Origin of the sequence: Specibacter sp. AOP5-B1-6, from assembly GCF_052376555.1 — a bacterium.
Lineage (GTDB): Bacteria > Actinomycetota > Actinomycetes > Actinomycetales > Micrococcaceae > Specibacter.
The window spans coordinates 34,318-56,531 of the sequence record NZ_JBQSVT010000027.1; the positions used below are offsets into that span (position 1 = coordinate 34,318).

At 68.7% G+C, this 22,214-nt stretch carries 15 protein-coding genes; 4 read left to right on the forward strand and 11 right to left on the reverse strand.

The genetic code is table 11. The features are described 5' to 3' along the window. Window positions 1-2 precede the first annotated feature (2 nt). The 8 genes from entS to ACT3TS_RS13740 form a co-directional block, all read right to left on the reverse strand. Window positions 3-1,316 carry an enterobactin transporter EntS gene (entS, locus tag ACT3TS_RS13705; RefSeq protein WP_444532066.1) on the reverse strand — a complete coding sequence of 438 codons (1,314 nt, stop codon included), beginning with the start codon at window positions 1,314-1,316 and terminating at the stop codon, window positions 3-5. Beyond that, window positions 1,309-2,157, reverse strand: coding sequence for a siderophore-interacting protein (locus ACT3TS_RS13710; RefSeq protein WP_444532067.1), 849 nt, complete (start codon window positions 2,155-2,157; stop codon window positions 1,309-1,311). Before ACT3TS_RS13710 ends, entS begins: the two co-directional genes overlap by 8 nt. Further along, window positions 2,154-10,928, reverse strand: coding sequence for an amino acid adenylation domain-containing protein (locus ACT3TS_RS13715; protein WP_444532068.1), 8,775 nt, complete (start codon window positions 10,926-10,928; stop codon window positions 2,154-2,156). The genes ACT3TS_RS13710 and ACT3TS_RS13715 overlap by 4 nt, the downstream gene beginning before the upstream one ends. A gap of 25 nt (window positions 10,929-10,953) precedes the next feature. Beyond that, complete coding sequence (locus ACT3TS_RS13720; protein WP_444532069.1) at window positions 10,954-11,184, reverse strand: MbtH family protein; 231 nt, start codon at window positions 11,182-11,184, stop codon at window positions 10,954-10,956. Further along, window positions 11,181-12,107, reverse strand: a complete 927-nt coding sequence (locus tag ACT3TS_RS13725) for an isochorismatase family protein (RefSeq protein WP_444532070.1) — start codon at window positions 12,105-12,107, stop codon at window positions 11,181-11,183. Before ACT3TS_RS13725 ends, ACT3TS_RS13720 begins: the two co-directional genes overlap by 4 nt. 62 nt (window positions 12,108-12,169) lie before the next feature. Further along, window positions 12,170-13,801: a (2,3-dihydroxybenzoyl)adenylate synthase gene (locus tag ACT3TS_RS13730; RefSeq protein WP_444532071.1), complete on the reverse strand. Its 1,632-nt coding sequence runs from the start codon at window positions 13,799-13,801 to the stop codon at window positions 12,170-12,172. After that, window positions 13,798-14,955 carry an isochorismate synthase gene (locus ACT3TS_RS13735; RefSeq protein ID WP_444532072.1) on the reverse strand — a complete coding sequence of 386 codons (1,158 nt, stop codon included), beginning with the start codon at window positions 14,953-14,955 and terminating at the stop codon, window positions 13,798-13,800. Before ACT3TS_RS13735 ends, ACT3TS_RS13730 begins: the two co-directional genes overlap by 4 nt. 30 nt (window positions 14,956-14,985) lie before the next feature. Beyond that, window positions 14,986-15,840 carry an SDR family oxidoreductase gene (locus ACT3TS_RS13740; protein ID WP_444532073.1) on the reverse strand — a complete coding sequence of 285 codons (855 nt, stop codon included), beginning with the start codon at window positions 15,838-15,840 and terminating at the stop codon, window positions 14,986-14,988. 431 nt (window positions 15,841-16,271) lie between these two features. Here ACT3TS_RS13740 and ACT3TS_RS13745 point away from each other — a divergent pair, with 431 nt between their 5' ends. From ACT3TS_RS13745 to ACT3TS_RS13760, 4 genes are read left to right on the forward strand one after another with little or no spacing between them, the layout of a single operon-like run. Continuing rightward, a complete protein-coding gene (locus tag ACT3TS_RS13745) occupies window positions 16,272-17,291 on the forward strand; it encodes a FecCD family ABC transporter permease (protein ID WP_444532074.1) in 1,020 nt (339 codons plus the stop codon). Continuing rightward, entirely contained in the window at window positions 17,288-18,349 is a 1,062-nt protein-coding gene (locus ACT3TS_RS13750) for a FecCD family ABC transporter permease (protein ID WP_444532075.1), read from the forward strand. The genes ACT3TS_RS13745 and ACT3TS_RS13750 overlap by 4 nt, the downstream gene beginning before the upstream one ends. A 37-nt stretch (window positions 18,350-18,386) precedes the next feature. Then, entirely contained in the window at window positions 18,387-19,256 is an 870-nt protein-coding gene (locus ACT3TS_RS13755) for an ABC transporter ATP-binding protein (RefSeq protein ID WP_444532076.1), read from the forward strand. Then, window positions 19,253-20,641 (forward strand): enterochelin esterase domain-containing protein, encoded by a 1,389-nt coding sequence (locus ACT3TS_RS13760; protein WP_444532077.1) that lies wholly within the window; start codon window positions 19,253-19,255, stop codon window positions 20,639-20,641. Before ACT3TS_RS13755 ends, ACT3TS_RS13760 begins: the two co-directional genes overlap by 4 nt. A 33-nt stretch (window positions 20,642-20,674) precedes the next feature. Here the strand turns inward: ACT3TS_RS13760 and ACT3TS_RS13765 are convergent, their stop codons facing one another. From ACT3TS_RS13765 to ACT3TS_RS13775, 3 genes are all read right to left on the reverse strand, one after another. Next, the gene (locus ACT3TS_RS13765) at window positions 20,675-21,262 is read right to left on the reverse strand and encodes an antibiotic biosynthesis monooxygenase (RefSeq protein ID WP_444532078.1); all 588 of its coding nucleotides are present in this window, start codon (window positions 21,260-21,262) and stop codon (window positions 20,675-20,677) included. A 204-nt stretch (window positions 21,263-21,466) separates the two neighbouring features. Further along, entirely contained in the window at window positions 21,467-21,862 is a 396-nt protein-coding gene (locus ACT3TS_RS13770) for a hypothetical protein (RefSeq protein WP_444532079.1), read from the reverse strand. Further along, entirely contained in the window at window positions 21,844-22,053 is a 210-nt protein-coding gene (locus tag ACT3TS_RS13775; protein WP_444532080.1) for a hypothetical protein, read from the reverse strand. Before ACT3TS_RS13775 ends, ACT3TS_RS13770 begins: the two co-directional genes overlap by 19 nt. Between the last annotated feature and the right edge of the window lie 161 nt (window positions 22,054-22,214).

The window sequence follows — 22,214 nt, forward strand, 5'->3', positions numbered from 1 at the left end:
CCTCATGGTGAGCCGGCCACGGCGGGAGCTGCATCGGGCACCTGCGAGGGGCCGTCGTCGGGCATTCCCAGTGGTCCGGTGCGGCGCAGGGAGCCGAATCCGGCGAGCCCGGCAAGCCCCAGAATTGCGGCGACCGAGCCGAAAATCGTGACGGCGGCTGCGGCGGGAACGACGCGGCCCAGGCTGCCCAGGCCCAGGGCACCGACAGAATCGCCGCCCACTTCCTGGGCCATCCACAGGGCGTTGACCCGCCCCAGCATCCTGTCCGGCGTGTGGGCCTGCACCAGGGCGTACTGCAGGATTCCGCTCATGGACGCCAGTGCCCCGAAGAGGGTCAGCAGGAGCAGTGCCGTGCCCAGGCTGCGGCTGACGCCGAGGCCCGCCAGGACCATGAAGGAGGCTGTTGACAGCAGCGCCATGTGCCAGCCGGGCCTGCGCGTGTTGGCAGTCCAGCCGCTGAGCAGCGTGGACAGCACGGCGCCGCAGGGCACCGCGGCATACAGCAGGCCCGTGCCCTGGGCACCGACACCGAGCGCGGTGGCAGCCAGGGCCGGCAGCATGACCCGGATGCCGGAGGCCATGGTCTCCAGGGTGCCCAGCAGCACCACGGCCCGGATGACAGGCTGCCGGTAAACAAACACTGCCCCTTCGACGGCGGCCCTGACCGGGTGGCTGCGCGGCCCGGCAGCATCCGGTTTCAAGGGCGGCAGGCCCGTCAGCAGGGTGATGGTCAGCAGCGTGGCTGCCGCCGCGCAGGCGTAGTTCCAGCCGACGCCGGCGAAGGCAATAATGACTCCGCCCAGCGCCGGGGACGCCATGGTGCCCAGCCTGACAGTGAGCATGTTCAGCGCACCCGCGGCCGCCAGCTTGTTCCTCGGCACCAAGGTGGGCGTGACGGCCATGAGCGCCGTGACGCTGAGGGCGCCGAAGAAGCCGTCGACGCCGCCCACCACGTAGATGGCTGCCACGGAGGGCTCGGGGAGCCAGGCGTTCACGGCCAGCAGGGCGAATCCGGTGCCGCCGATCATGCGGGAAACGAGGATGATGCGGCGCCTGTCGAACCTGTCGGCCAGGTCCCCTCCCACCAGCAGTCCGGCGAAGGCGCACAGCCCTTCAACGGTTGCCGCAGCACCAACCTGCAGCGTTGAACCCGTCAGCTCAAAAATCTGCAACGGGACGGCAACGGCCAGCATGCCGAGCCCAAAGATGGAGATGGTGCGGGCGAGGAAGATGCGCCTGAACGCGGGGCTGCTGCGCAGTGGGCTGGCGTCGATCATGATCCTGCGCAGGAAGCTGCCTTTGCGGGGCTCAGTCATCGTCGTCCGCTTCATGGTGGTCCAGGCCCACTACGCCGAGTTTCCAGTAGCCGTCGATGTCCGTGTGGGCCGCCGGAACCCCCAACACGTCCCGAACGTGGCGGCGCAGGGGCCTGAGCGCACCGGCCTCCCCCGCCGCCCAGACAAACAACGCGCCGACCGGCGGTGGCACGAAGGAGGCGACGGCGTCGTACAGCACGGTGGGTCCGTGCACCGACCTGTCCAGATACCGGACCGCGGTGTTGGCTCCGGCCGCGAGGGGAAGGTGCTCGTCCATGGTCGCCACGCTGACAAAGACGTCGGCGCTGGCGTCGGCGGGCAGTTCCTCAAGCCAGCGCGCCATGGCCGGCAGGGCGGTTTCGTCCCCGGCAATCAGGTAGTGCCCGAAGTTGTCCGGGTAGATGTGGGAGCCTCGCGGGCCCAGCACGCCCAAGGCGTCCCCGATGGCGGCGTGTCGGGCCCACCGTCCGGCGACTCCGTGGTCGTGGAGGACAAAGTCGATGGTCAGTCTGCCGGCTGCACCGTCAAAGGCCCGCACCGTGTAGTCGCGGAACAAGGGGCGGGGTCGGCCAGTTGGCATCACGAGGCGGTCATCGGCCACCGCGGGAAGGTGCAGCTCCCCCGACGTGAGTTCCGGGAACACCAGTTTGACGTGGTCCGAGACGGCCATGGCCGTGAAGGGGAACGGCTGTGCCGGGTCTCTGTCCAGGTCCTTGCCGCTGAAGGTGATCCGCCGCATCGAAGGGGCCAGGACCTCAACGCCTGCCACCTGCAGCAGCCGCGGCACCAGCGGGTGCATGACCAGGCGGATCGGAGTGGTGTCTGTGGCGGGGTTGCTCATGGTGTTGCCTTTCCTTGGGTGTGTTGCGGCTCCAGGGTGGGTGTCGGCAGGCTCGCTGCCACCATCCTGGCCAGCTTGGGACCCAGCACGGGAAGTGTTTCCGGAGCGAGGATGTCCTCGTGTGAGCAGTCAATGGTGTCGACGCCCAGGCTGCCAAGCAATCCCGCCCAGCCGCGTTCCGGGTCAAAACCGGCGGGAAGGGTTTTGGCGGCCGTGAACAGCTCCGCACGACCCGGGAAAAAGCTGGTTGTGGCGCGGGAGAGCAGCCGGACGGAGTCCTTGTAGTTGGCCGCAATGCTGCGGGCCATGGCTTCGTGTTCCTGCGTGGTGCCGCCGGGACCGTGGGCCAGCTGTTCGCGTCCGGCTTCGGCGGCCACTTCCTCCTCCGCCCCGGCTCCCCAGTCCTGGCCTTCGGGCGGGTAGGTGTCAAGCAGTCCCAGGAAGGCGACTTCCTCCCCCTCTGCGGCCAGCCTGGCGGCAAGGGCATGGGCGATGGTGCCGCCCAGCGAGTAGCCGAGCAGGCGGTAGGGGCCGTGCGGTTGCAAAGAGCGGACGGTGGCGTAGTGCCGCTCGTGCACCTCCGTGAGGGTGCCTGCTGTGGCGAGGGGTCCGTCAGGGCGCGGCGACTGCAGCCCGATGAGTGTCAGTTCCGGAGCCAAATACCGGGACAGTGCCCGGTACTGCCAGGCAAAGCCCGACGCCGGATGGATGCAGAACAGCGGGTCGGTGCTGCCGCGCCTGATGGTCAGGGCGTGCCCAAAGGCTTCCCGCCCGTCGGAGTCCCCGTCGATGCTCCGCGCCAAGGCTTCGACCGTGCCGGCGGCCATGACGGTGCCGACCGCGACACTGGCACCCAGGGTCCGGCCCAGGCTGGCGGCCAGCGCCATTGCCAGCAGGGAGTGGCCGCCGAGCGTGAAGAAGTCATCTTCGGCGCTGGCTACGGGCACGCCAAGAACGGCGGCGAAGGCCGCAGCCACGGTTTCTTCCAGCCAGCCACGCGGGGCCCGCCCTGCTCCCCCGGTGCGGACGGGGTCCGGCAGCGCCTTGCGGTCCAGCTTGCCGTTGCTTGTCAGCGGCAGCACATCCAGCAGAACCCACGACGCCGGGACCAGGTGTGCGGGCAGGCTGCGCTCGCACTGCTCCCGGCACCGGGCAAGGAGGCCTTCGGTCTGGACGGCTTGAGCCTGGACGGCTTGGGCCTGGAGGGCTTGGGCCTGCCCGGCAGCTGCCGCCGGCGCTGCGCCGTCGAACACTGCGCCGTGGAGTCCTGCGCCGCTGAGTCTTGCCGGCACCACGTAGGCGACCAGCGTCCGGTCGTCGGCACCGGAAAGCCCAGCGGCCCCGGGAGCATTTTTCGCGGCAACCACTGCCGCCCCCACACCCTTGACGGTGGCAAGGACCGCCTCAATTTCGCCGAGTTCAATGCGCTGACCACGGATCTTGACCTGGTCGTCCGCCCGGCCCAGGTACTCCAAGGATCCGCCGTGCAGGCGCCGGACGATGTCGCCGGTCCGGTACATGCGGCTGCCATCACCGGACGGGTTGGCAACGTAGCGCCCGGCGGTCAGCGCGGCCCGGCCCAGGTAGCAGGTGGCCAGCTGCACGCCACTGAGGTAAAGCTCGCCGGCGACGCCAGTGGGAACGGGCCGGAGCATCCCGTCCAGCACCTGCAGCTGCGTATTCCACACCGGCGTGCCGATGGGGACGCCGGCGCCCAGTTGCCCGGCAACTGCTTGTGCGCCGGTGAAGAAGGACACATCCACGGCAGCTTCCGTGGGCCCGTAGAGGTTGTGGACCGGCACACCCAGGGCTCCTTCTGCGGCCGCTGAAAGTTCGCGCGTGAGAGCCTCCCCGCTGCTGAACACCTTCCGCAGCGCCGGCAGCCCGGAGTCCGGTGTTTCCGGCCCGTCCGCAGTGGCTGTATCCGGTGCATCCGGTGCAGCCAGGAACGCGGCCAGCATGGAGGGTACAAAGTGCACCGTGGTGACGGCGCCTCGGCGCATCAAGGCCCGCAATTGCGCCGGGTCCTTGTGCGCTTCGGGAGGGGCCACGAGCTGTGCCGCACCAGCCAGGAACGGCCAAAAGAACTCCCACACTGACACGTCAAAGCTGGACGGCGTCTTTTGGAGCACGACGTCGCCACAGTCCAGCGGATGGCTGTCCTGCATCCAGAGCAGCCTGTTGACGATGGCCCGGTGCGGCACCACCACGCCCTTGGGGCGTCCCGTGGAACCGGAGGTGTAGATGACGTAGGCGGGGTGGTCGGGCGTCAGCTCGGCCGCAACCTGCCGGCGCCAGCCGCCGGCACTGCGGGAGTCGCTGACTGTGTCACTGGTGCTCGCGTAGTCAGCGTCGCCGTCGGCATTGGCATCGCCGTCGGCGAGGATGCAGGTCATCCGCGCGGGGAATCCGGCCGCCAGGGCTGTCGTGGTCACGACGGCCGACGGCGACGCGTCAGCCAGCATGTAGGCCAGTCGCTCCGCGGGGTAGCCGGTGTCCAGGGGCAGATAGGCCGCGCCTGCTTCGATGACGGCCAGCAGCGCAATGGTCAGCTGCGCCGAGCGCGGGATGCTGACGGCGACAATGTCTCCCGTGCCCACGCCAGCGCCCCTGATTTTCTGTGCCAGGGCCAGGACCCGTTCGCGCAGCTGGGCGTAGTTGAGAGTTTCGGGCCCGTCGTGGAGTGCCGCCACCTGCGGGAACATTGCCCCGCGTTCATCCAGCAGGGCCCGCAGAGTGGTTGCCGGGAGCCTGTGGGCGGTGTTGTTTGCCGCTTCCAGCGCCGCCAGTTCGGCCGGGAGCAGGGGGTTGGCGGCGGCCAGCGGAACGTCGTGCACGGCGATGATGCTGGCCAGCGCGGCACAGTACCGCGGCAGGATCGTGGCGCCCAGCTCGCTGCCCAGCCTGTGTTCCACGACCACCTTCCAGCCCTTCCCTGCCGGCAGGACAAGGATCGTCAGCGGGTAGTGGGTGTAGCCGCGGTTGCGGACCGCGGAGACCGCAAGCCCGTCCGGCCCGGCGGGTTTGACGTGTTCGTCGGCAGGGTAGTTCTCCATGACAAAAAGCGTGTCGAACAAGGTTCCGGTGCCTGCCAGCTGCTGGATTTGCGCCAACCCCAAGGTTGCGTGCTCACGCAGCTCGGCCTGGTGGCTTTGCAGCCCCGCCAGGTGCCCGGCCGGCGACAGGGAGTGGTTCAGTTGCACCCGCACGGGCACGGTGTTGGTGAACAGGCCGATGATGTCCTGCACGTCGTCGTCCTCGCGGCCGGAGACAGTGGTGCCAAAGACGACGTCGTTCCTGCCGGTCAGTTCGGAGAGCATGAGCGCGTGGGCCAGGGCAAAAACGGAATTGTGGGTCACCCCGTGCTTTTGCGCCGCGGTGGTGAGGGCAGCGGTGATTCCGGCATCCAGTTCCCGGCTTGCCTCGCCGGGGTCGCCGGGTTCCGCCCGGGGCAGCAGGGTTCCTTCCAGCAGTGTGGGCTGAGCACCCGTGAACGCCTCCGCCCAGGCGTTGTTGTCGGCCGCCGTCGGCATGCGGGCTGTTGCGGCTGCGCCGTACTTGGCGAGAGTGTTGGCGGCGGCCGGGCGGCCCGTGTTGTGGCAATCGAGCAGCGCCTGCACGATCAGCGGCGTGGACCAGCCGTCGACCAGGAGGTGGTGGGCGTTCAAAATGAGCCGGGCGGAGCCGTCAGGCCAGCGCACCAGGCGTGCTGCCAGCAGCGGTCCCTGGTCCACCTGGAACCGGCGTCGCGCCTCGGCGCGTTCCACGGCAAGGGTTTCGGCCGCGGCATCAGCGCCGTCAGGGACCACGATCTCCGTGAAGTCGACGGGACGCCGGAAGGACGGGTGCCCGATGACCTGAACGGGAACCGGGCCTGAGGCGGTGTCGAAGGAGGTTCCCAGTTGCGGGTGGGCGTCCACCAGCAGCTCCAGGGCGCCGCGCAGGCGCCCGGTGGAGACCCGGCCGCTGAATTCGAGCACGGTGACGGAGCTGTAGCCGCCGTCAGCACCCATCTGTTCGTGGAAGAGCAGCCCCTGCTGCAGGGGGCCCAGCGGCAGCACGGCCACCGCGGGCCCGTGCTTTTCCTGGATGCGCGCCAGTGCGTCAGCGTCCAGCCCTGTGCCGGGCGCATCGGCCGGGACCGTGGTGGCCGCGGCACGCCGCGGTTCGACCTCGGCGAACCGGGCCAGCGCCTGTGCCGCCTGCTCGATGCCTGCGGTGACGGCGGCGACATCCGCAGCCGACAAAAGCCGTCCGGCCCAGGTCCAGCCCAGGGCGAGCCGGTCGCCGTCGAGGAATGCGTTCAGTTCCAAGGGGTGGGCCAGGGGCAGCGAACCGTCCTGGCTGACGGCGAAGGAGTCGGCGAACACGCCGCCGTGCTGGACCGGTGTGAAGTGCCCGCCGCCGGTCTGGAAGCGGCCCAGGTAGTTCACCAGCAGGGCCGGCGGGTTGCCGGCCGCGGCTGACACCAGTTCCGGCTGGGCGGCCGTGTCGAGGTGGCGCAGAATGCCGTAGCCGAGGCCGTCGCCGGGGGTAGCGCGCACCGCCTGCTTGACGGCACGCAGCACGGCGGTGGCGTCCCCGTGCCCGGCCAGAAGCCCGGCGGTGTCAATGCCCGCGAGGTCCACAAGCAGGGGGTGTTCGGCGGTCAGCCAACCGACGGTGCGTTCCAGGTCATGGCTGTCACTGTGCCGTCCGTGGGATTCGCGGGTCAGCGGCAGCGCGTCCACGTTGAAGTGGCGGGCGGCGGACAGTACGACGGCGGCCAGCAGCGTTTCCTCGACGGTCGCCTGGCAGGCGGCTGGCAGGTCCGTCAGGAGGGCGGAGGTTGTTTCCCTGCTGAGCAGGATTCGGGTGCTTCCTGCGGTGGACTGGGTGTCCAGCGCCACGTTGAGGCTGCCGCACCCCAGTGGATCCGGTCCGGCGCGCAGCTGGTCCAGCCAATGCGGCAGTTCGGCGCGGCGGGAAGTTTTCTGGTCGTGGAGGTGGCTGCCCCACTGCCGCAGTGGCGTTTGTTCGGCTTCGAGCCGTGGTTCCTTCCCGGCCAGCAACATGTCGACGGCGTGGCCGAGGTCGGGCAGCAGCGTCCGCCAGGACACGCCGTCGACCACCAGGTGGTGGATGGCCAGCACCAGCAGCCGAGTACCGGTGCCGCCCGGCACAGCACCGTTGGGCACAGCACCGCCAACCACAACACCGGTGGGCGCAGCACCGTCGAGCAGCACCGCCCGGACCATGGCGCCGCTTTCGGGGTCGAGGGCCTGCGCCGCCTCATGGAAAGCGGCGTCAGGGGTGGCCCCCGGGACGCCGGTGCGGTCGCTGGCGGCGCTCGCAGCCAGCTCCGCCGCCACCTCCGGGCCGGGAATGTTCAGCGTGCCGCCGCGCACCGAGGCACCCAGCGCGGGGTGGGCGCGGAAGAGCGCAGCCAGTGCTTCCTTGAGCACCCCGGCGGTGAGTTCCTGCGGGACGCTGACGCACACGCCCTGGGCGTAGTGCGCGGAAAGTCCGCCCGTTTCCGCCAGCCAGCGGTGGATGGGCAGGGGGTCGACGTCGCCCGTGGCTGCCACCGCCTGGCCCGCTCCGGGGTTCATTGGCGTCAGGGCAACGGCCATGGCGGCCGCCGTGCGCTGGGCAAAGACGTCGCGGGGACGCAGTTGCCAGCCGGCCCGGCGGGCGGCACCGCACACGGCCATGGCGGAAATGCTGTCCCCGCCCAAGACGAAGAAGTCGTCATCCGGGCTGGCCGACGGCCGGCCCAGCAGTGCCGCAATGGTGCTGCACAGCAGCTCTTCACGTTCGTTGGCGGGGGCCCGGCCCGTCAGGGCCCCCGCCGCAGCCGGCGCGGGCAGGGCGGCCCTGTCCACCTTGCCGTTGACCGTCAGGGGCAGCGCGGGAATCGGAAGCAGCACGGATGGGACCATGTAGTCGGGCAGGGCGGCGGCCAGCAGGGCGCGCAGCCCTGCACCCTGCACGCCGGCACCGCTGCCGTGGTCGGGCACAAAGTAGCCGATGAGCCGGCTGGTGTGCCCCAATGACTCTGCAATGACGACGGCTGCGGACACTCCGGGCAGGCTCCCCAGGGCATCCTCCACCTCGCCGAGTTCCACCCTGTGCCCGCGGACCTTGACCTGGTCGTCCACCCGGCCCAGGCAGTCAAGGTGTCCGTCCCGCTGCCAGCGCACCAGGTCGCCCGTGCGGTACATGCGCGTGGCTGGACGGGTGGGATCCGCCACGAAGCGGGCGGCCGTGAGGGCGGGCCGGCCCAGGTAGCCGCGGGCCAGGCCGTCGCCGGAAATGTACAGTTCCCCCACCACGCCGGGCGGCACGGGGCGCAGCCCGGCATCGAGCACCTGCACCCTGGTGTTGCCGATGGGTCCGCCAACCACGGGATGCGGGGAGTCGCCGACGGAGGCCCCCAGCGTGTCAACCGTGTATTCGGTGGGCCCGTAAAAGTTGTGGCCGTGGATGCCCGGCGCAGCCCGCAACGCCGCCCACAGCGACGGCGGGGCAGCCTCTCCGCCGAAGAGGATCAGTGTCGGGCGGTGCTCCCCCGCCGCCAGCAGCCCGCAGTCCAGCAGTTGCGTGCCCAGCGAGGGGGTGATGTCGATGGTGTCGATGCGCCGGTCCCTGATCACCTCGACGATGGCCTGCGGGTCCCGCCGCTGGTCGTCGTCCAGGATGTGCAGCTCGTGGCCGAGATACATCCAGATCAGCTGCTCCCATGAGGAATCGAACGAGAAGGAGGCGCTGTGGGCTGCCCGGAGGCGCCGGCCTGCGAGCGCCTTCACCGTGTCACCAAAGATGCCGCCTTCATGGTTGGCGATGAGGTTGGCCAGTCCGGCGTGGGTGGTCATGACGCCCTTGGGTCTGCCGGTGGAGCCCGAGGTGTAGATGATGTAGGCGAGGTCGCCCGGGTGGACGGGCCGGCGTCGTTCCCCCGGTGTGACGGGGCCGTTCTTCTGCCGGGCCAGGCCCTTCCTGACGGCGGGGTCGTCCAGGGCCACGGCCGGGCCGTCGAAGTCGATGGTCTGCCGGACTTGGGTGGTCGTGATCAGTGCCTGGGGTGCGGCGTCGTCGAGCATGTAGGCGATGCGGTCGCGGGGGTAGTCGAGGTCCAGGGGCAGGTAGGCGGCCCCTGCAGCGAGGACCCCGGCAATGGCCACCACGGTGTCCAGGGAGCGGGGAAGGGCGACGGCGACGACGGAGCCGGGCCCGACGCCGCCGTCCATGAGCAGCCGTGCCAGTGCGTTGGCTCGTTGGCCCAGTTCGGCGAAGCTCAGGCTGTCGTCACCCGCTGCGACTGCTGTCTCCTGGGGGCGGTGTGCGGCCTGGTGGTCGAGGCGTTCCATGATGGTGGCCGTCCCGGGCACGAGGGCGGGTCCTGTGCCCCAGTTGTCCTGGATGTGTGCCAGTTCGTTCGGCAGGGGCAGCGGGGCGTCCCGCAGCGGGGTGCCGCCGCCGTCAACGAGTGTCTCGATCCAGGCAAGCAGCCGGTCCGCGTGGAGCGCCAGATCTGCCGTCGTGTACAGCCCGGGCGCGGCTTCGAATTCAAGGACGATGCCGCCGTCGTTCTTGTAGACGGAAATTTCCAGGTCGTCCACTGGCCCGGCGGAGAGGTGGACGGTGGTCAAGGCAACCCCCGGCAATTCGAAGGTGTATTCGAAGATCTTCAGGTTCAGCACCGTCCCATACAGCGGGGTGGCGCTTCCCACCCGGCCCAGGTCGCGCAGGAGCTGTTCGGCCCCGTAGCGGCTGTGCCTGCGCACCTCAGCCAGGGCCGCGGCCGCTGCTTGAGCAGCCTGGCCCAGTCCGGCATCGTGCGGGAAATCCAGCTTCAGCGGCATGACGGCGACCACCGGGGCGGCGGCGTGCAGGGCCGGGGTTCCCATCCGCCCCATGAAGGGCACGCCAAGCACCACCTCGGTGCTGTTTGCCATGCGCGCCAGATAGGAGCCGACGGCGGTTGTCAGGACATCGGCCCAGCTGACCCGGTGGTCCCGGGCCAGGTCGGACAATCGTGCGGTGAGGCCGGCACCGAGCCTGGCTTCGCCGCGGCGGGCGGCCCCCGTGTCGCTGCTGCGGGATTCGGGGATGGCCAGCGTGGCGGCAGCGGGCAGTGCGGTGCAGTAGTTGCGCCAGAAGCGGGCATCGCGTTCCTCCGTGCCGGAGCCGCGGTAGGAGGCCTCGGCGTCGACCACTGCAACGGTGCCGGTGAAGGGGTTGGCCGGTGCCGGAGTGCCGGCGGCGAGCGCCTGGTAGTGGGCAAGGATGTGCCGGGTGATGGCGGTGAAGCTGTAGCCGTCAAGCAGGATGTGGTGGTATCGCTGGTACCAGAGCCAGCGCGCATCCCCGACCCGCATCAGGACCTGGCGGTACAACGGGCGGGCTCCGGCGAGGGACACCCCGGCAGCCAGGTCCGCCGCCATCAGCTCCTGCCCGGCCATGGGACCTTCATCGCGCAGGTCGAGGACTTCCAACGGCTCACGATCACAGCGGACGGGCCACTGGCTGGGCGTGCCCGCCACCTCGCCAAACTCGAAGCCCAGGGTGTCGACCGCCCCAAGGCCCAGGCGCACCGCATCTGCGAGCGCCCCTGGGTCAAACTCCCCCTCGATGTCGGTGCTGCGTGCGACGTTGTAGCTGCTGGCACGCTCCCCTTCAAGGTGGTGGGCGTACCAGATGCCGGGCTGGGCCCCGGCAAGCGGCAGCAGGGAGGGAACATCAAGCGCGTCCCCGGACTGTTCAAGGGTGGAAGTTGACGGCGTTGCCATGGAAGGTCCTATCGGTGGGAGGAGGTTAGCGGGAGGCTGCTGCGCGGATCTGTTCGCGCAGACTCAACGGCCTCAGGTCAGTCCAGTGCCGTTCGATGTAGTCGTCGCAGGCGGTTTTGGAATCGGGGCCGTGGATGGTGCGCCAGCCGAGGGGGACGGGGATGAACTCCGGCCACAGGCTGTGCTGCTGTTCTGCGTTGCACAGGACCAGGAAGACACCCTCGTCGTTGTCGAAGGGGTTGCCTGCCGCGCTCATGCCCCGGCCCCCTGCAGTTGCAGGGCCGCTGCCCACTCGTGGACGGTTGATGACGCGGCCAGCGTTTCAAAGGACGCCTCCAGTCCGTCCGCGCGCAGGGTTTCCGCCAGGTCCATGACCCGGATGGAGTCCAGGCCCAGCTCCAGCAGATCGTCGTGCACGCCGATCTCTGCCGCATCCATGAACAGGAGCTCCGCGACCCTGCCCCGGATGTGGTCACCGACGGTGCCGGCGGAGTCGTCAGCGCCGGCCGTGCTGACGGTACTGGCGGGGTCGTGTCCACCCGCCCAGGCAGTGGTGAGTGACCCGGTGTCGGTGACCACCCCGCATCGACCGGCCACCCAGGCAAGGGCCTGGGCATGGTGGGCCGCCGTGAAGTCCCCGACGGCGTCGGCGACCATGAAGGGCTGGATGTCGTGCATGAAGGCGTCGGCTGCCGAGACCTGGCAGCCGATGTGGGCGTAGACGCCGGTGATGATGAGCTGGTCGCGGCCCGAGGCGTGGAGGGTTTCGGCCAGATTGGTGCGCTGGAAGGCGGAGTAGCGCCATTTGGTCAGGACCGTGTCGTGGGGGTGGGGCTGGAGTTCGTCCACGATGCGGGCGCCCGCTTCGTTGGAACCGATGCCGGCTCCCCAGAAATCGTTCAGCAGGGCACGGTCCGCAGGCTGCTGATGGGCAGGCTGCGCCGTGTAGTAGACCGGGATGGAGAGTTCCCGGGCCAGTGCCAGGAGCCTGCCGATGTTTCCGAGCAGGGACTCTGCCGGTTCCTGCCCGCTGGTGTAGGGGCGGAGAAAGTGCTGCTGCATGTCGTGGACCAGCAGCGCCGACCTTGCGGGGTCGGGCGTCCAGGGCACGCTGCGCTGCGGGAGGTCTGCCGTGGCCGGCAGCGGATAGGAGATTCTCGTGGGAAGGTCGTTGTGCATGGTTGCTCCTTTGTGGTGGGCGGATGAAGAGTATGGGGGCCGGAGGTCAGGCTGCCATTCGGTCACGCTGGCGGGTTGAGCTGCGCTGCCAAGGCCCGCCGAAGCTCGGCGCGGCTGTTCTTGCCGACTCCCGTGAGCGGGAAGTCGGTGACAATGTGGACCCTGTCGGGGAGCTTGTGGGCTGCCAGTCCGCGGCTGCGGATGAAGCTGTGGATCTCGGACCGGCTGGGCGGCGGACCGTCAGGCACAATCACGGCACACGAGATCTCGCCCAGGAATTTGTCGGGCACGGCGACCAGCGCCGCGTCGTGGACGTGGGGGTGGGCCAGCAGGTGGTCTTCAACTTCTTCGGCGGAGATTTTTTCCCCGCCCCTGTTGATCTGGTCCTTGCTGCGCCCTTCCACCACCAGGTGTCCGCCGGGCAGCTGGCGGACGATGTCCCCAGTGCGGTAATGCCCCTCGGGGGTGAACGCCGAGGCATTGTGCTCCGGCGATTTGTAGTAGCCGCGGATCGTGTAGGGACCGCGGGTCAGCAGGTGGCCCGCCTCCCCCGGCGGCACCGGCTGTCCGGTGTCGTCCACAATCAGCACTTCGTCGGCCGCACTCATGGGCCGGCCCTGGGTTGTTGCGACGGTGACGGGGTCGTCGTCGTCCGTGGTGTAGCAGACCAGCCCCTCGGCCATGCCAAAGACCTGCTGCAGGCGCACCCCCATGACCTGCTGGAGCTCAACGGCGGCACCGGGCAGGAACTTGGCACCGCCGACCTGGATGGTTTTGAGGCTGTCGAGCCCGGGGTGGCGCTGCCGCGCCGCGCGGGTCCAGGCCAGCGCAAGGGGCGGGACCAGGGGCACAGTGGTGACGCCCTCGCGTTCAATGAGGTCGAAGGCGAGCTCGGGCGCACCGTGGGCGGCAAGGACCACCCGGCCGCCGGCGAGCAGGGCGCCAAGGAATCCCGGGGAGCTCATGGGGAAATTGTGGGCGGCGGGCAGCACCAGCAGCAGGACGGTCTGCCCGTCGAAACCGCACACCCCAACGCTTTGCCGCACGGAATACAGATAGTCCTGATGGCTGCGGGGTATCAGCTTGGGCGTGCCCGTAGTCCCCCCTGACAGCTGCAGGAACGCCAGCTCGGAGCCGTCCACCGGCGCCGCAGGGCACGGCATGGCGGCACCGAGCCGCACCACCGCGTCCAGCTCCACCTGCGCACCACGGGGAGTGCCGTCGATGAAGACCTTCAGCCCACCGGGAATCCCCTGGGACACCGTGGCAGCCAGGCCCCTGTAGTCAAAGCCCCCATGGACGGCGGGCCCGATGTAGGCGACAGGTGCGGCCTGCGCGGCTATGGCTGAGAGCTCGCTGAGCCGGTGGGCGGGAAGCAGGTAGACCGGAACCGCGCCGGCCCGCATTAGGGCCAGGGACGTGACGATGAAGGACACCCGGTTGGGGAGCTGCAGCAGGACCCTGTCCCCGGGGCGGATGCCATGGGCGGCGAACCCCGATGCCAGGTGGGCGACCCGCTGTTCTAGCTCCGCATAGCTGACACGCTCCGCGGCATCCACCAGCGCCACCTTGTTGGGAGTCTGCCGCGCATGGGCTGCGGCGATGGCGTCAAGGCGCCCGCCGGTCCAATAGCCGCGCTCGCGGTAGGTGGCCGCCACTTCCTGCGGCCAGGGCACGGTTCCGTCAGCCTTCATCCCTGGTTCACCCCCAGTCCGGCAAGAATGGTCCGAAACTTGGCTTCGGTCTCCGCCAGCTCCAGCTCCGGGTCGCTGCCGGGGACAATGCCGGCGCCGGCGTGGACGCGCACGTCGTCGTTGGAGACCTCTGCGCAGCGGATGCTCACGGCCCATTCGCCGTCGCCTGCCGCATCCGTCCAGCCAACTGCCCCGGCGTAGAATCCCCGGCTGGTTTCTTCCAGTTCCGCGATCAGCTCGCACGCCATTTGGGTGGGCCACCCGCACACGGCCGGTGTGGGGTGCAGGGCAAAAGCCAGATCAAGCGACGTTGTTTCGGGGTCCCGCAACCGTCCGTGGACCTTGGTGGACAGGTGCCACATGGAGTCGGTGCGCACCAGTTCAGGTCCGGCCGGAACCACGAGCCCTGAGCACAGTCCGCCCATCACCCCGGCCACCATGTCAACGACGATGGCGTGTTCGTACAGGTCCTTGGCCGAGTGCAGCAGGGACTGCGCATTGGCCGCATCGACCACCGGGTCGGCACAGCGCGGAACGGAGCCGGCCAGCGGATTGCTCAGGGCAAGGGTGCCGCTGCGCCGGATCAACAGTTCCGGGCTGGCGCCGACCAAGGTCCGCTCTCCGGGCAGGGGCGCCGCAAAAACGCAGGCCGCCGGGTTTTGCCGGATCAGCCGGGCGAGGAGTTCGGTGATGTCCAGAGGCTCCTGCAGGGCGGCACTGCGTGAGCGGGCAAGCACCACCTTCTGCAGGCCGGCGGGGGCGAACTTTTTCAAGGCCGCGGCAACGGCATCCGTGTAGTGGTTGTCGGCAGCCAGTGGGGCAAGCGGGGTTCCGGCACCGGCCGGCTGCCGCCGGATGGCGGGCCGTGCCATGCGGGGACCGCGCAGGGTGGAATCCATGATGAGGAATTCACCGCTGTGTCCGGGCTGGAACGGCAGCACCCCCGCAATGGCGGGGAGCTGCGGGGACCCGGCGAAGTGCCCGGCCAGGATTTCGCGGTGGTTGGCCGCGTCCATACGCAGTGTGCGGCTCCCCCTGCCCAGCACGCTGCCCGAGGTTCCGGACATCAGGAAGTCGCCCTGCCTGTATTCCGCGAGGGGGTCGCGCAGCCAGGCCGCTGTCGGGCGTGGTGTTTCTGCTGCTTGCGCAGTCATGGAGTGCCTTTCTTTGAAAATGGTGTGGGGTCAGGCGCGCAGCGTAGCGCCGCCGTCGACGTAGATGTCCTGCATGGTGATGTGCTTGGCCTGCTCGGACAACAGGAAGGCGGCAGTGCCGGCAATGTCTTCCGGTTCCGCGATGCGGCCCAGGGGTATGCCAACCCGGAATTGCGACAGGTCCCCGGCCAGCACCGACTGCTGGCCGGCGAGAGCATCGGCTCCCCAAAATTTCTGTTGCATTCCGGTGTTGGTTGAGCCGGGGCACACCGTGTTGCAGCGGATGCCCCTGGGCGCCAGCTCGAGTCCGAGCGAGCGCACGAATGCCGCGGCTGCGGCCTTGGATGCTGCATAGATTGGCATGGTTGACCGTGGCACGCCCGCTGCATTGGAGCCGATCAGCACCATTGAACGATTGTGCACAGGCGCTGCCAGCATCAGTCGCGCCGCAGCCGTGACAACGAGAAACACGCCGTCGGCATTGACCGCCAGGGTGCGCCGCCAATCATCGATGCCGGCGTCGAGGGCGGATCCGGTGGTGAGCATTCCGGCGGCGTGGACGAGTGCGCCGAGCGGCTCCGGCCGGGCCGCGATCAGCTCAAACAGCCTGTCCACGGCGTCCGGGTCGCTGACGTCCGTGGGCACGGCGACCACGTGGCGGCCGGGCAGCTCCCCCGCGAGTTGGGTCAGTCCCCGTGCATCACTGTCGGCCAACACCATGACATCGCCGGCGTTGCCGTCCTGGTGCAGCCGGTGTGCGCAGGCCCGGCCGATCCCTCCGGCGGCGCCTGTCACAAGCACTATTTTCGGCGGTGAAACGATGGTGGACTCCCTGCTGTGATTTTTGTGCCCGGCGTATCCAGACAATCGAACAGAAGCGAGCATAGCCTTACCTAACTTATTTACGTCATGTTTCGTTGATCTTATTGTCCGTTTGGAGCATTGACAGTGGAGGCGCATGCGGCTAGTGGGATCGGACTCGGAATGACTGGAGGATCGATGGACCACCTCGTTCCGAGGCCGCCAAAATCTCCGCGATTCCGCCGCCTGCGAGCCCTCGGAGACGAGACGCCACGACCCCCTTCCGCTCGGTTCCGAAGGATTCCAGGGACGCCAATTCACCACCCAACGTGAAACATCTCACACAATGCGCCTCCGAGCGTGTGCCCAATCAATCCATTGGAATGAATAACTAATCAATAGTGTTAGGTTAGGCTTGCCAAAGCCCAGGCCCCGAGGCCCGCCCTTCCAACCCGCCCGGGCACGACGAAACGAGACTCCGCCATGACACACGACCGCGAACGCGGCGCCTAGGGATGTTCCAAGCCAGACGTAAACATTCCCGGCTCAAAAGGGGCTGGGCTGCCTGCCTCGTCCTACTGCTGTTCCTGGGCCTGGCCAGCCTGTGCATCGGGAGCCGCACCATTCCTCTGGCCGAAACATGGCAGGCCATCACGGCCTTCGACCCGTCGCAGAGCACCCACCTGCTGGTCGTAGAACTGCGGCTGCCCAGGACGTTCCTGGCCCTGGCCGTTGGTGCGGCGCTGGCACTTGCCGGCGCCTTGATGCAGGCGCTGACTCGCAACCCGCTTGCCGAACCCGGCATTCTTGGCATCAACGCGGGAGCAGCTGCCGCGGTTGCCGTTGGGCTGTCGTTCTTCGGCGTCGTCGGCCCGCAGCAGTACATGTGGTTTGGTTTTGCGGGAGCCGCCGTCGCAGCACTGCTGGTGTATGCCCTGGGTCGCGCCCATGACGCCGGCAACAACCCTGTCCGCCTGGTTTTGGCCGGCGCCGGGCTGAGCGTCATGCTGGGCTCGCTAACAACGATCATCATCATTGCCGGGGATGCACAGCGGCTGCGCAACTTTGTCAGCTGGGCCAGCGGCTCGCTTCAAGGCCGTGGCTACGACGTCCTGCCGTGGGTGCTGGGCGCGTGCCTGATCGCCATGGTCATGGGCCTGTCCACGGCCAGAAGCCTGGATTCGCTCTCCCTCGGCAACGATTTGGGCAATGCCCTGGGCATCAAGATGCGCACCACGTGGCTGCTGGGCGCCGGGGCCATCCTGCTCCTGGCCGGAGCGGCGACGGCGGCAGCGGGACCAATCGGGTTCCTGGGTCTGGCGGCCCCGCACATCGGGCGCATGGTGGTCGGCCCCAACCACAACCGCCTGCTTCCCTTTTCGATGATTCTGGGTGCGCTGCTGCTGCTGGCCGCCGACATCCTTGGCCGCGTCATTGCCGCCCCCGGTGAAATCGCCGCCGGGGTCATGAGTGCCGTCATCGGAGCCCCGGTCTTCATAGCCCTGGCCCGCCGTCGGAAGTTGGTGCAGCTGTGATCCCGGCCCCGACGGCGACTGCCCAGGATGCCACGTCCCACCGCCCCCTGCCGTTCCGGAAAGCTCCCCGGCGCCTGCCCCGGACCGTGCTGGTGGGCTTGCTTCTCGCCACCGCCACCGCCATCCTTGGGGTTGTCGCCCTGCAGACGGGCACCATCGCATTCTCCTTTTCGGAGGTGCTGGGTGCCGCCTTCGGGTTCTCCGACGACCCCAAGGCCGCCATGGTGGTGCACCGCATCCGCCTCCCCCGCACGCTGACCGCCATCGGAGTTGGGCTGGCCCTGGGCGCCGCCGGAGCCACGTTCCAGTCCATTTCACGCAACGCCCTGGGTTCCCCCGACATCATCGGCTTCACCACCGGGGCCGCATCTGGCGCCGTCGCCCAGATCATGCTGTTCAACGCCGGCCCCGCCGCGACCGCACTCGCCGCAATCATTGGCGGGCTGGCCACCGCAGCAGCGGTATATCTGTTGTCCGTGCGCGGCGGCGTCAGCGGCGGGTACCGCCTGATCCTCGTGGGAATCGGCATCGGGGCCCTGTTGGGTGCGGTGAACACGCTGCTGCTGGTCAAAGGCAACGAGGACCTGGCCGCCCAGGCGCAAATGTGGCTCTCCGGATCCCTCGCCGCCAGAAGCTGGGACCACGCAGTCCCCGTCATGATCGCAGTCCTGCTGCTCCTGCCGATACTGCTGGGCCAGGGCCGGAGCCTGGCCCTGTTGGAAATGGGCGACGACGTGGCGCGGGCCCTGGGCGTGCGGGTCGAGGCCAGCCGGCTCATTTCGATGACATCCGCCGTCGGGCTGACGGCGGTGGCAACGGCCGCGGTGGGGCCCATCGCCTTTGTGGCCCTGGCCGCACCCCAGCTTGCGGCGCGACTGACACGATCGGTGCAGGTTCCGCTCGCCACGGGCGCCCTCATGGGCGCTGCACTGATGGTGGCCTGCGACCTGTTCACCCAGCGGCTGCCGCTGTCGGTCCATGTCCCGATCGGGTTGATGACTGGGCTCGTGGGCGGCTGCTACCTGCTGTGGCTGGTCGCACGGAGCAGGAGCATTTAATGCATGATGAAGAAGAATTTCTGATGGGAGAATCCACGTGAAGACAGCAACCACCACAACAGGTTCCGGCTGCAGCGATGTGCTTTCCGGGCACGGCCTGGACCTTGGCTACGATGGCCGCAGCATTTCCGAGGGGCTCGACGTCGTGGTGCCGCCCGGCTCCTTCACGGCCATCATCGGCCCCAACGCGTGCGGCAAGTCCACGCTGCTCCGGGCGCTGTCCCGGCTGCTCAAGCCAACAGCGGGTGTGGTTCATTTGGACGGCCGCGACATTCACGGCTACCGGACCCGTGAGGTGGCGCGCCGCCTGGCCCTGCTGCCGCAGCAGTCAACGGCCCCGGACGGCATCACGGTGGCTGACCTTGTGGCCCGCGGCCGTTTTCCACACCAGGGGCTGCTGCGCCAGTGGTCCGAGGCCGACACTGCCACAGTCGACGAGGCCATGGCGGCGACGGGCGTGACGGAGCTGTCAGACAGGGCCGTCAGCGAGCTCTCCGGCGGGCAGCGCCAACGCGTCTGGCTTGCCCTTGCACTGGCCCAGGACACCCCAGTGCTGCTCCTGGATGAGCCAACCACGTTCCTTGACATCGCCCACCAGCTGGAGGTCCTGCGCCTATGCCGGCGGCTGCACCGCACAGGGCACTACACCCTGGTCACCGTCCTGCACGACCTCGCCCTCGCTTTCCGCTTTGCCGACCACGTCATCGCCATGAAGGACGGGCGGATCGTGGCCGAGGGCCCGCCCGGCGAGATCGCAACCCCGGAGATCATGCGCGAGGTGTACGGCATTGAGTCTGTTGTCATCACCGATCCAGCAACCGGCGGCCCCCTCGTCGTTCCCCTGGAGCCCGACGACGGGTTCCCGGCCCACGCTGCTGCCGCGGCGCCTTTGCGGGCGACGGCATGAGCGGGCTGCGGCCGCTGGACAGCTCGGACGGGGCACCGCCGGAAACCGCCCGGGGCCGGGAGGTGTTCCCGGCACCCCAGGAGATGGCTGCCGGCCCCCCACCGCACATCCCCGTCATTGCCGGCCATTTCAGCAGCCGCTGGCACGCCGGCAGCCACGGGGAGCGCGGTTTTCTGCTGGCCCAGCTCACGCCGGGTTCGCCATGCCGCTCCCCCTGGATTGAGGCTGCCCCCGACGGCAGCCCGCACCATCGGGCCGTGACGTTCCTGCATCGCAGCGCCAACGCAACCGCTGTCATTCTCTCCGCCAACGCCCTGGTCAACCACCACGACGTGGCTGCCAGCGAATTTGAGCGTATGGCGGGGACCGACCTTTGGGCGCTGACGTATTTGATGCCCGCCGACTGGGAGTGCAGCTACCGGATCACGGCCCATGAGGGAAGCGGCCCTGCGCCGTGGCGCGCTGCCACCGAACGCCGGGCCATCCGCATGGCTGCCGACGCCGGCGGGCCCGACCCGCTGAACCCGGTGGTCGGAGCCGGGATGAACGGAGGGGCGCAGTCAGTTCTGCGCCTGCCCCTGGCACCGGCCGTGCCGTGGCTGGCCGACGCCACCGTTGATTTGTCCGCAGGCGGCCCCGTCATGGGCGGGGTGTTGGCACACGGCGCCGGGCTTGCGCCGTCGGACGGTCTTGCTGAACTGTCCGTGGTTGATTCCGGCACGGGCCGCCTGCGCACGGTGTGGGTGTATGCCCCGCCGCACGGCTCGCCCGGCAACGTCGGCAACGACAGCACAGCTGGCGCTGCTGGCCGCGGGACTCCCCTGCTGATCCTGCACGACGGGCAGGTGTGGGCGAAGCACCTCAATCTCAAGGCGACCCTGGATGCGGCGATCAGGTCCGGCGTCGTGCCGCCACTGCATGTGGCCATGGTCGATTCCCTGGACGGGCAGACCCGGGCTGCGGAATTGAGCGGCCCAACGGGGACGGTGGATTTCGTGGCGGAGGACCTGCTCCCACTGCTGCGCAGGGACCTGCCCGTGCGTCAGGATGCGGCCGGCACCCTTGTGTCCGGCGCCAGTTATGGCGGTCTCGCCTCGCTGTGGCAGGTGGCCCGGCATCCGCACCTGGTGGGGGTGGCACTGGCCCAGTCGCCGTCGCTGTGGCGCTACGACCTGGCCGAACGTCTGGGAAAGGTGGTCGACGAGGTGGTGTTGCGCCTGCAGGCAGGCCTTTACGAGGCCGACATCCATCAGACTTCGGTGAAACTCCTGAACGACCTGGCCCCGCGGGGAGCAGACATCCAGCTGCAATCGGTCACGGGCGGCCATGACTGGGCCTGGTGGAACCCCTGGCTCATCCACGGCCTGGCGGAACTGCTCGGCTGACGGGCCTGACCGGCTGCCCGGCGTGACCGGCTGCTATCGGGGCTTGCGGGATGTGCGCTGTTTGCGCGGTGCCTGCAGCCAGGGGCGCAGCAGCCGGGTGCTGAGCGGGAGGAACAAATAGGTCATGATGGGCGTCAGAATGCAGACGTTCAGCAGCACGGCGAGGACCAGCGGCCAGTCCGCCGTGATCGGGCGCAGGAAGATGTTGGCCAGCAGGCTCAGCGGGAAGAACGGCAGGAAAATGCCGACTGCCTGCTTCCAGCGTGGCGGGACGACGGTTTCCGGGACGCTGATGGACACGTCGCCGGGCTGGTCGAACCAGCCTTCGATGCCTGTGCGGTGCTCGACCCGGGTGATTTCCATGAGGCCGCCGCCGCCGTCGATCCACCATTTGCGCTCGTGTGAATTGTCCCAGTCGTGCAAGGTCTCGACATTGGAGAAGCGGTACATGACGTGCCATTCGTCGGACGCCGGGCTGACCCGCACCCACCCCGAGCCCAGATAGCCCGGCCATTCGCGGGCGAGCTCCTGGCCGGCATGGGCCCACGCGGCGAATTGGCGGTGATAACCGGGCTGGACTGACCTGGCAATGGAAACGGTGACGGGCTGGGACTTTAACACCGCGCAAGTCTACGTGGCTTTTGCAATGGGCGACCACCATGCGGACGTGCTTGCAGCCAGGATCCGCGGGCCGGGGTGCGCAGCTCGCCGGGAATGCCGAATCCCGCTCCGGCCGGGCCTTCAGTCCGGGACTCGCGCCACGTCGGCTGAAGCACGACGGCGCGACCCGCCTTCCAGCGCAAGGCCGGCTTGCGCCGTCGTGCTTCAGGCGGTGGAATTGATGGTCCACAAGTCGCTGGCAAGTGACTGGCTGAGCAGGTAGGTGTACGGCATGGTGGCGTACCGGGCAAGGCCCCAACCGGTGCCCCACGAATTGCGGATGGTGAAGCGCTGGCTGGCGAGCGAGTAGCTGATGGCACGTTGTTTCTTGGCCGCGGTGTACGCTGCGGCCTTTGGCTTGACGTTGAACTTGGCGATGTCGTACGGCCACAGCGTTTCGTCGCAGACGCCTGTGGCCGCCACCGTCTTGATGCCGTCGCGGATTTGCGCTCCGGCGTCGGACTCAACCGTCCCCTCGATCACGCGTTCGTTGTAATAAATGAACAGGCGCGACGGCGTGGAAGTGTCGGCCAGGCCTTCCTTCAACGCGTCGAACTGCACGACCCGGCCACACCGTTGCCCGTGCAGGACCCCAGCTGGCCCTGGTCGTAGACCGGCGGGCATTGGGGAACAAGGTCGACGGCGGGAGGCAGGTTTGCCTGGATGGCGCTGGGAGCGGCGAAGTGAAAGTCGCGCTGATCCGGAAGGTCTCGAATCCATCCGTACCGTGAGTTGGTTCTGGCCATCATCATGCCTCCTTCGCCACGCTGTGGTCCCCTGGGCCTCAAACAGTATGGCTAACTTTTAGGTTCCTCCGGCTCGGTCTGCACGTCAATGGCCCCGATCCACGGCGGGAGCATGGACGTGAGGAAGGGCCCCCAGCGGCGGAACACTGTGGGATGCGGTGTGGCCA

Bases quoted from the DNA above. Each gene is read 5' to 3' on its own strand.
- entS (WP_444532066.1), bottom strand. From the start codon at position 1,316: ATGACTGAGCCCCGCAAAGGCAGCTTCCTGCGCAGGATCATGATCGAC.
- ACT3TS_RS13710 (WP_444532067.1), bottom strand. From the start codon at position 2,157: ATGAGCAACCCCGCCACAGACACCACTCCGATCCGCCTGGTCATGCAC.
- ACT3TS_RS13715 (WP_444532068.1), bottom strand. From the start codon at position 10,928: ATGGCAACGCCGTCAACTTCCACCCTTGAACAGTCCGGGGACGCGCTT.
- ACT3TS_RS13720 (WP_444532069.1), bottom strand. From the start codon at position 11,184: ATGAGCGCGGCAGGCAACCCCTTCGACAACGACGAGGGTGTCTTCCTG.
- ACT3TS_RS13725 (WP_444532070.1), bottom strand. From the start codon at position 12,107: ATGCACAACGACCTTCCCACGAGAATCTCCTATCCGCTGCCGGCCACG.
- ACT3TS_RS13730 (WP_444532071.1), bottom strand. From the start codon at position 13,801: ATGAAGGCTGACGGAACCGTGCCCTGGCCGCAGGAAGTGGCGGCCACC.
- ACT3TS_RS13735 (WP_444532072.1), bottom strand. From the start codon at position 14,955: ATGACTGCGCAAGCAGCAGAAACACCACGCCCGACAGCGGCCTGGCTG.
- ACT3TS_RS13740 (WP_444532073.1), bottom strand. From the start codon at position 15,840: ATGCTCGCTTCTGTTCGATTGTCTGGATACGCCGGGCACAAAAATCAC.
- ACT3TS_RS13745 (WP_444532074.1), top strand. From the start codon at position 16,272: ATGTTCCAAGCCAGACGTAAACATTCCCGGCTCAAAAGGGGCTGGGCT.
- ACT3TS_RS13760 (WP_444532077.1), top strand. From the start codon at position 19,253: ATGAGCGGGCTGCGGCCGCTGGACAGCTCGGACGGGGCACCGCCGGAA.
- ACT3TS_RS13775 (WP_444532080.1), bottom strand. From the start codon at position 22,053: ATGATGATGGCCAGAACCAACTCACGGTACGGATGGATTCGAGACCTT.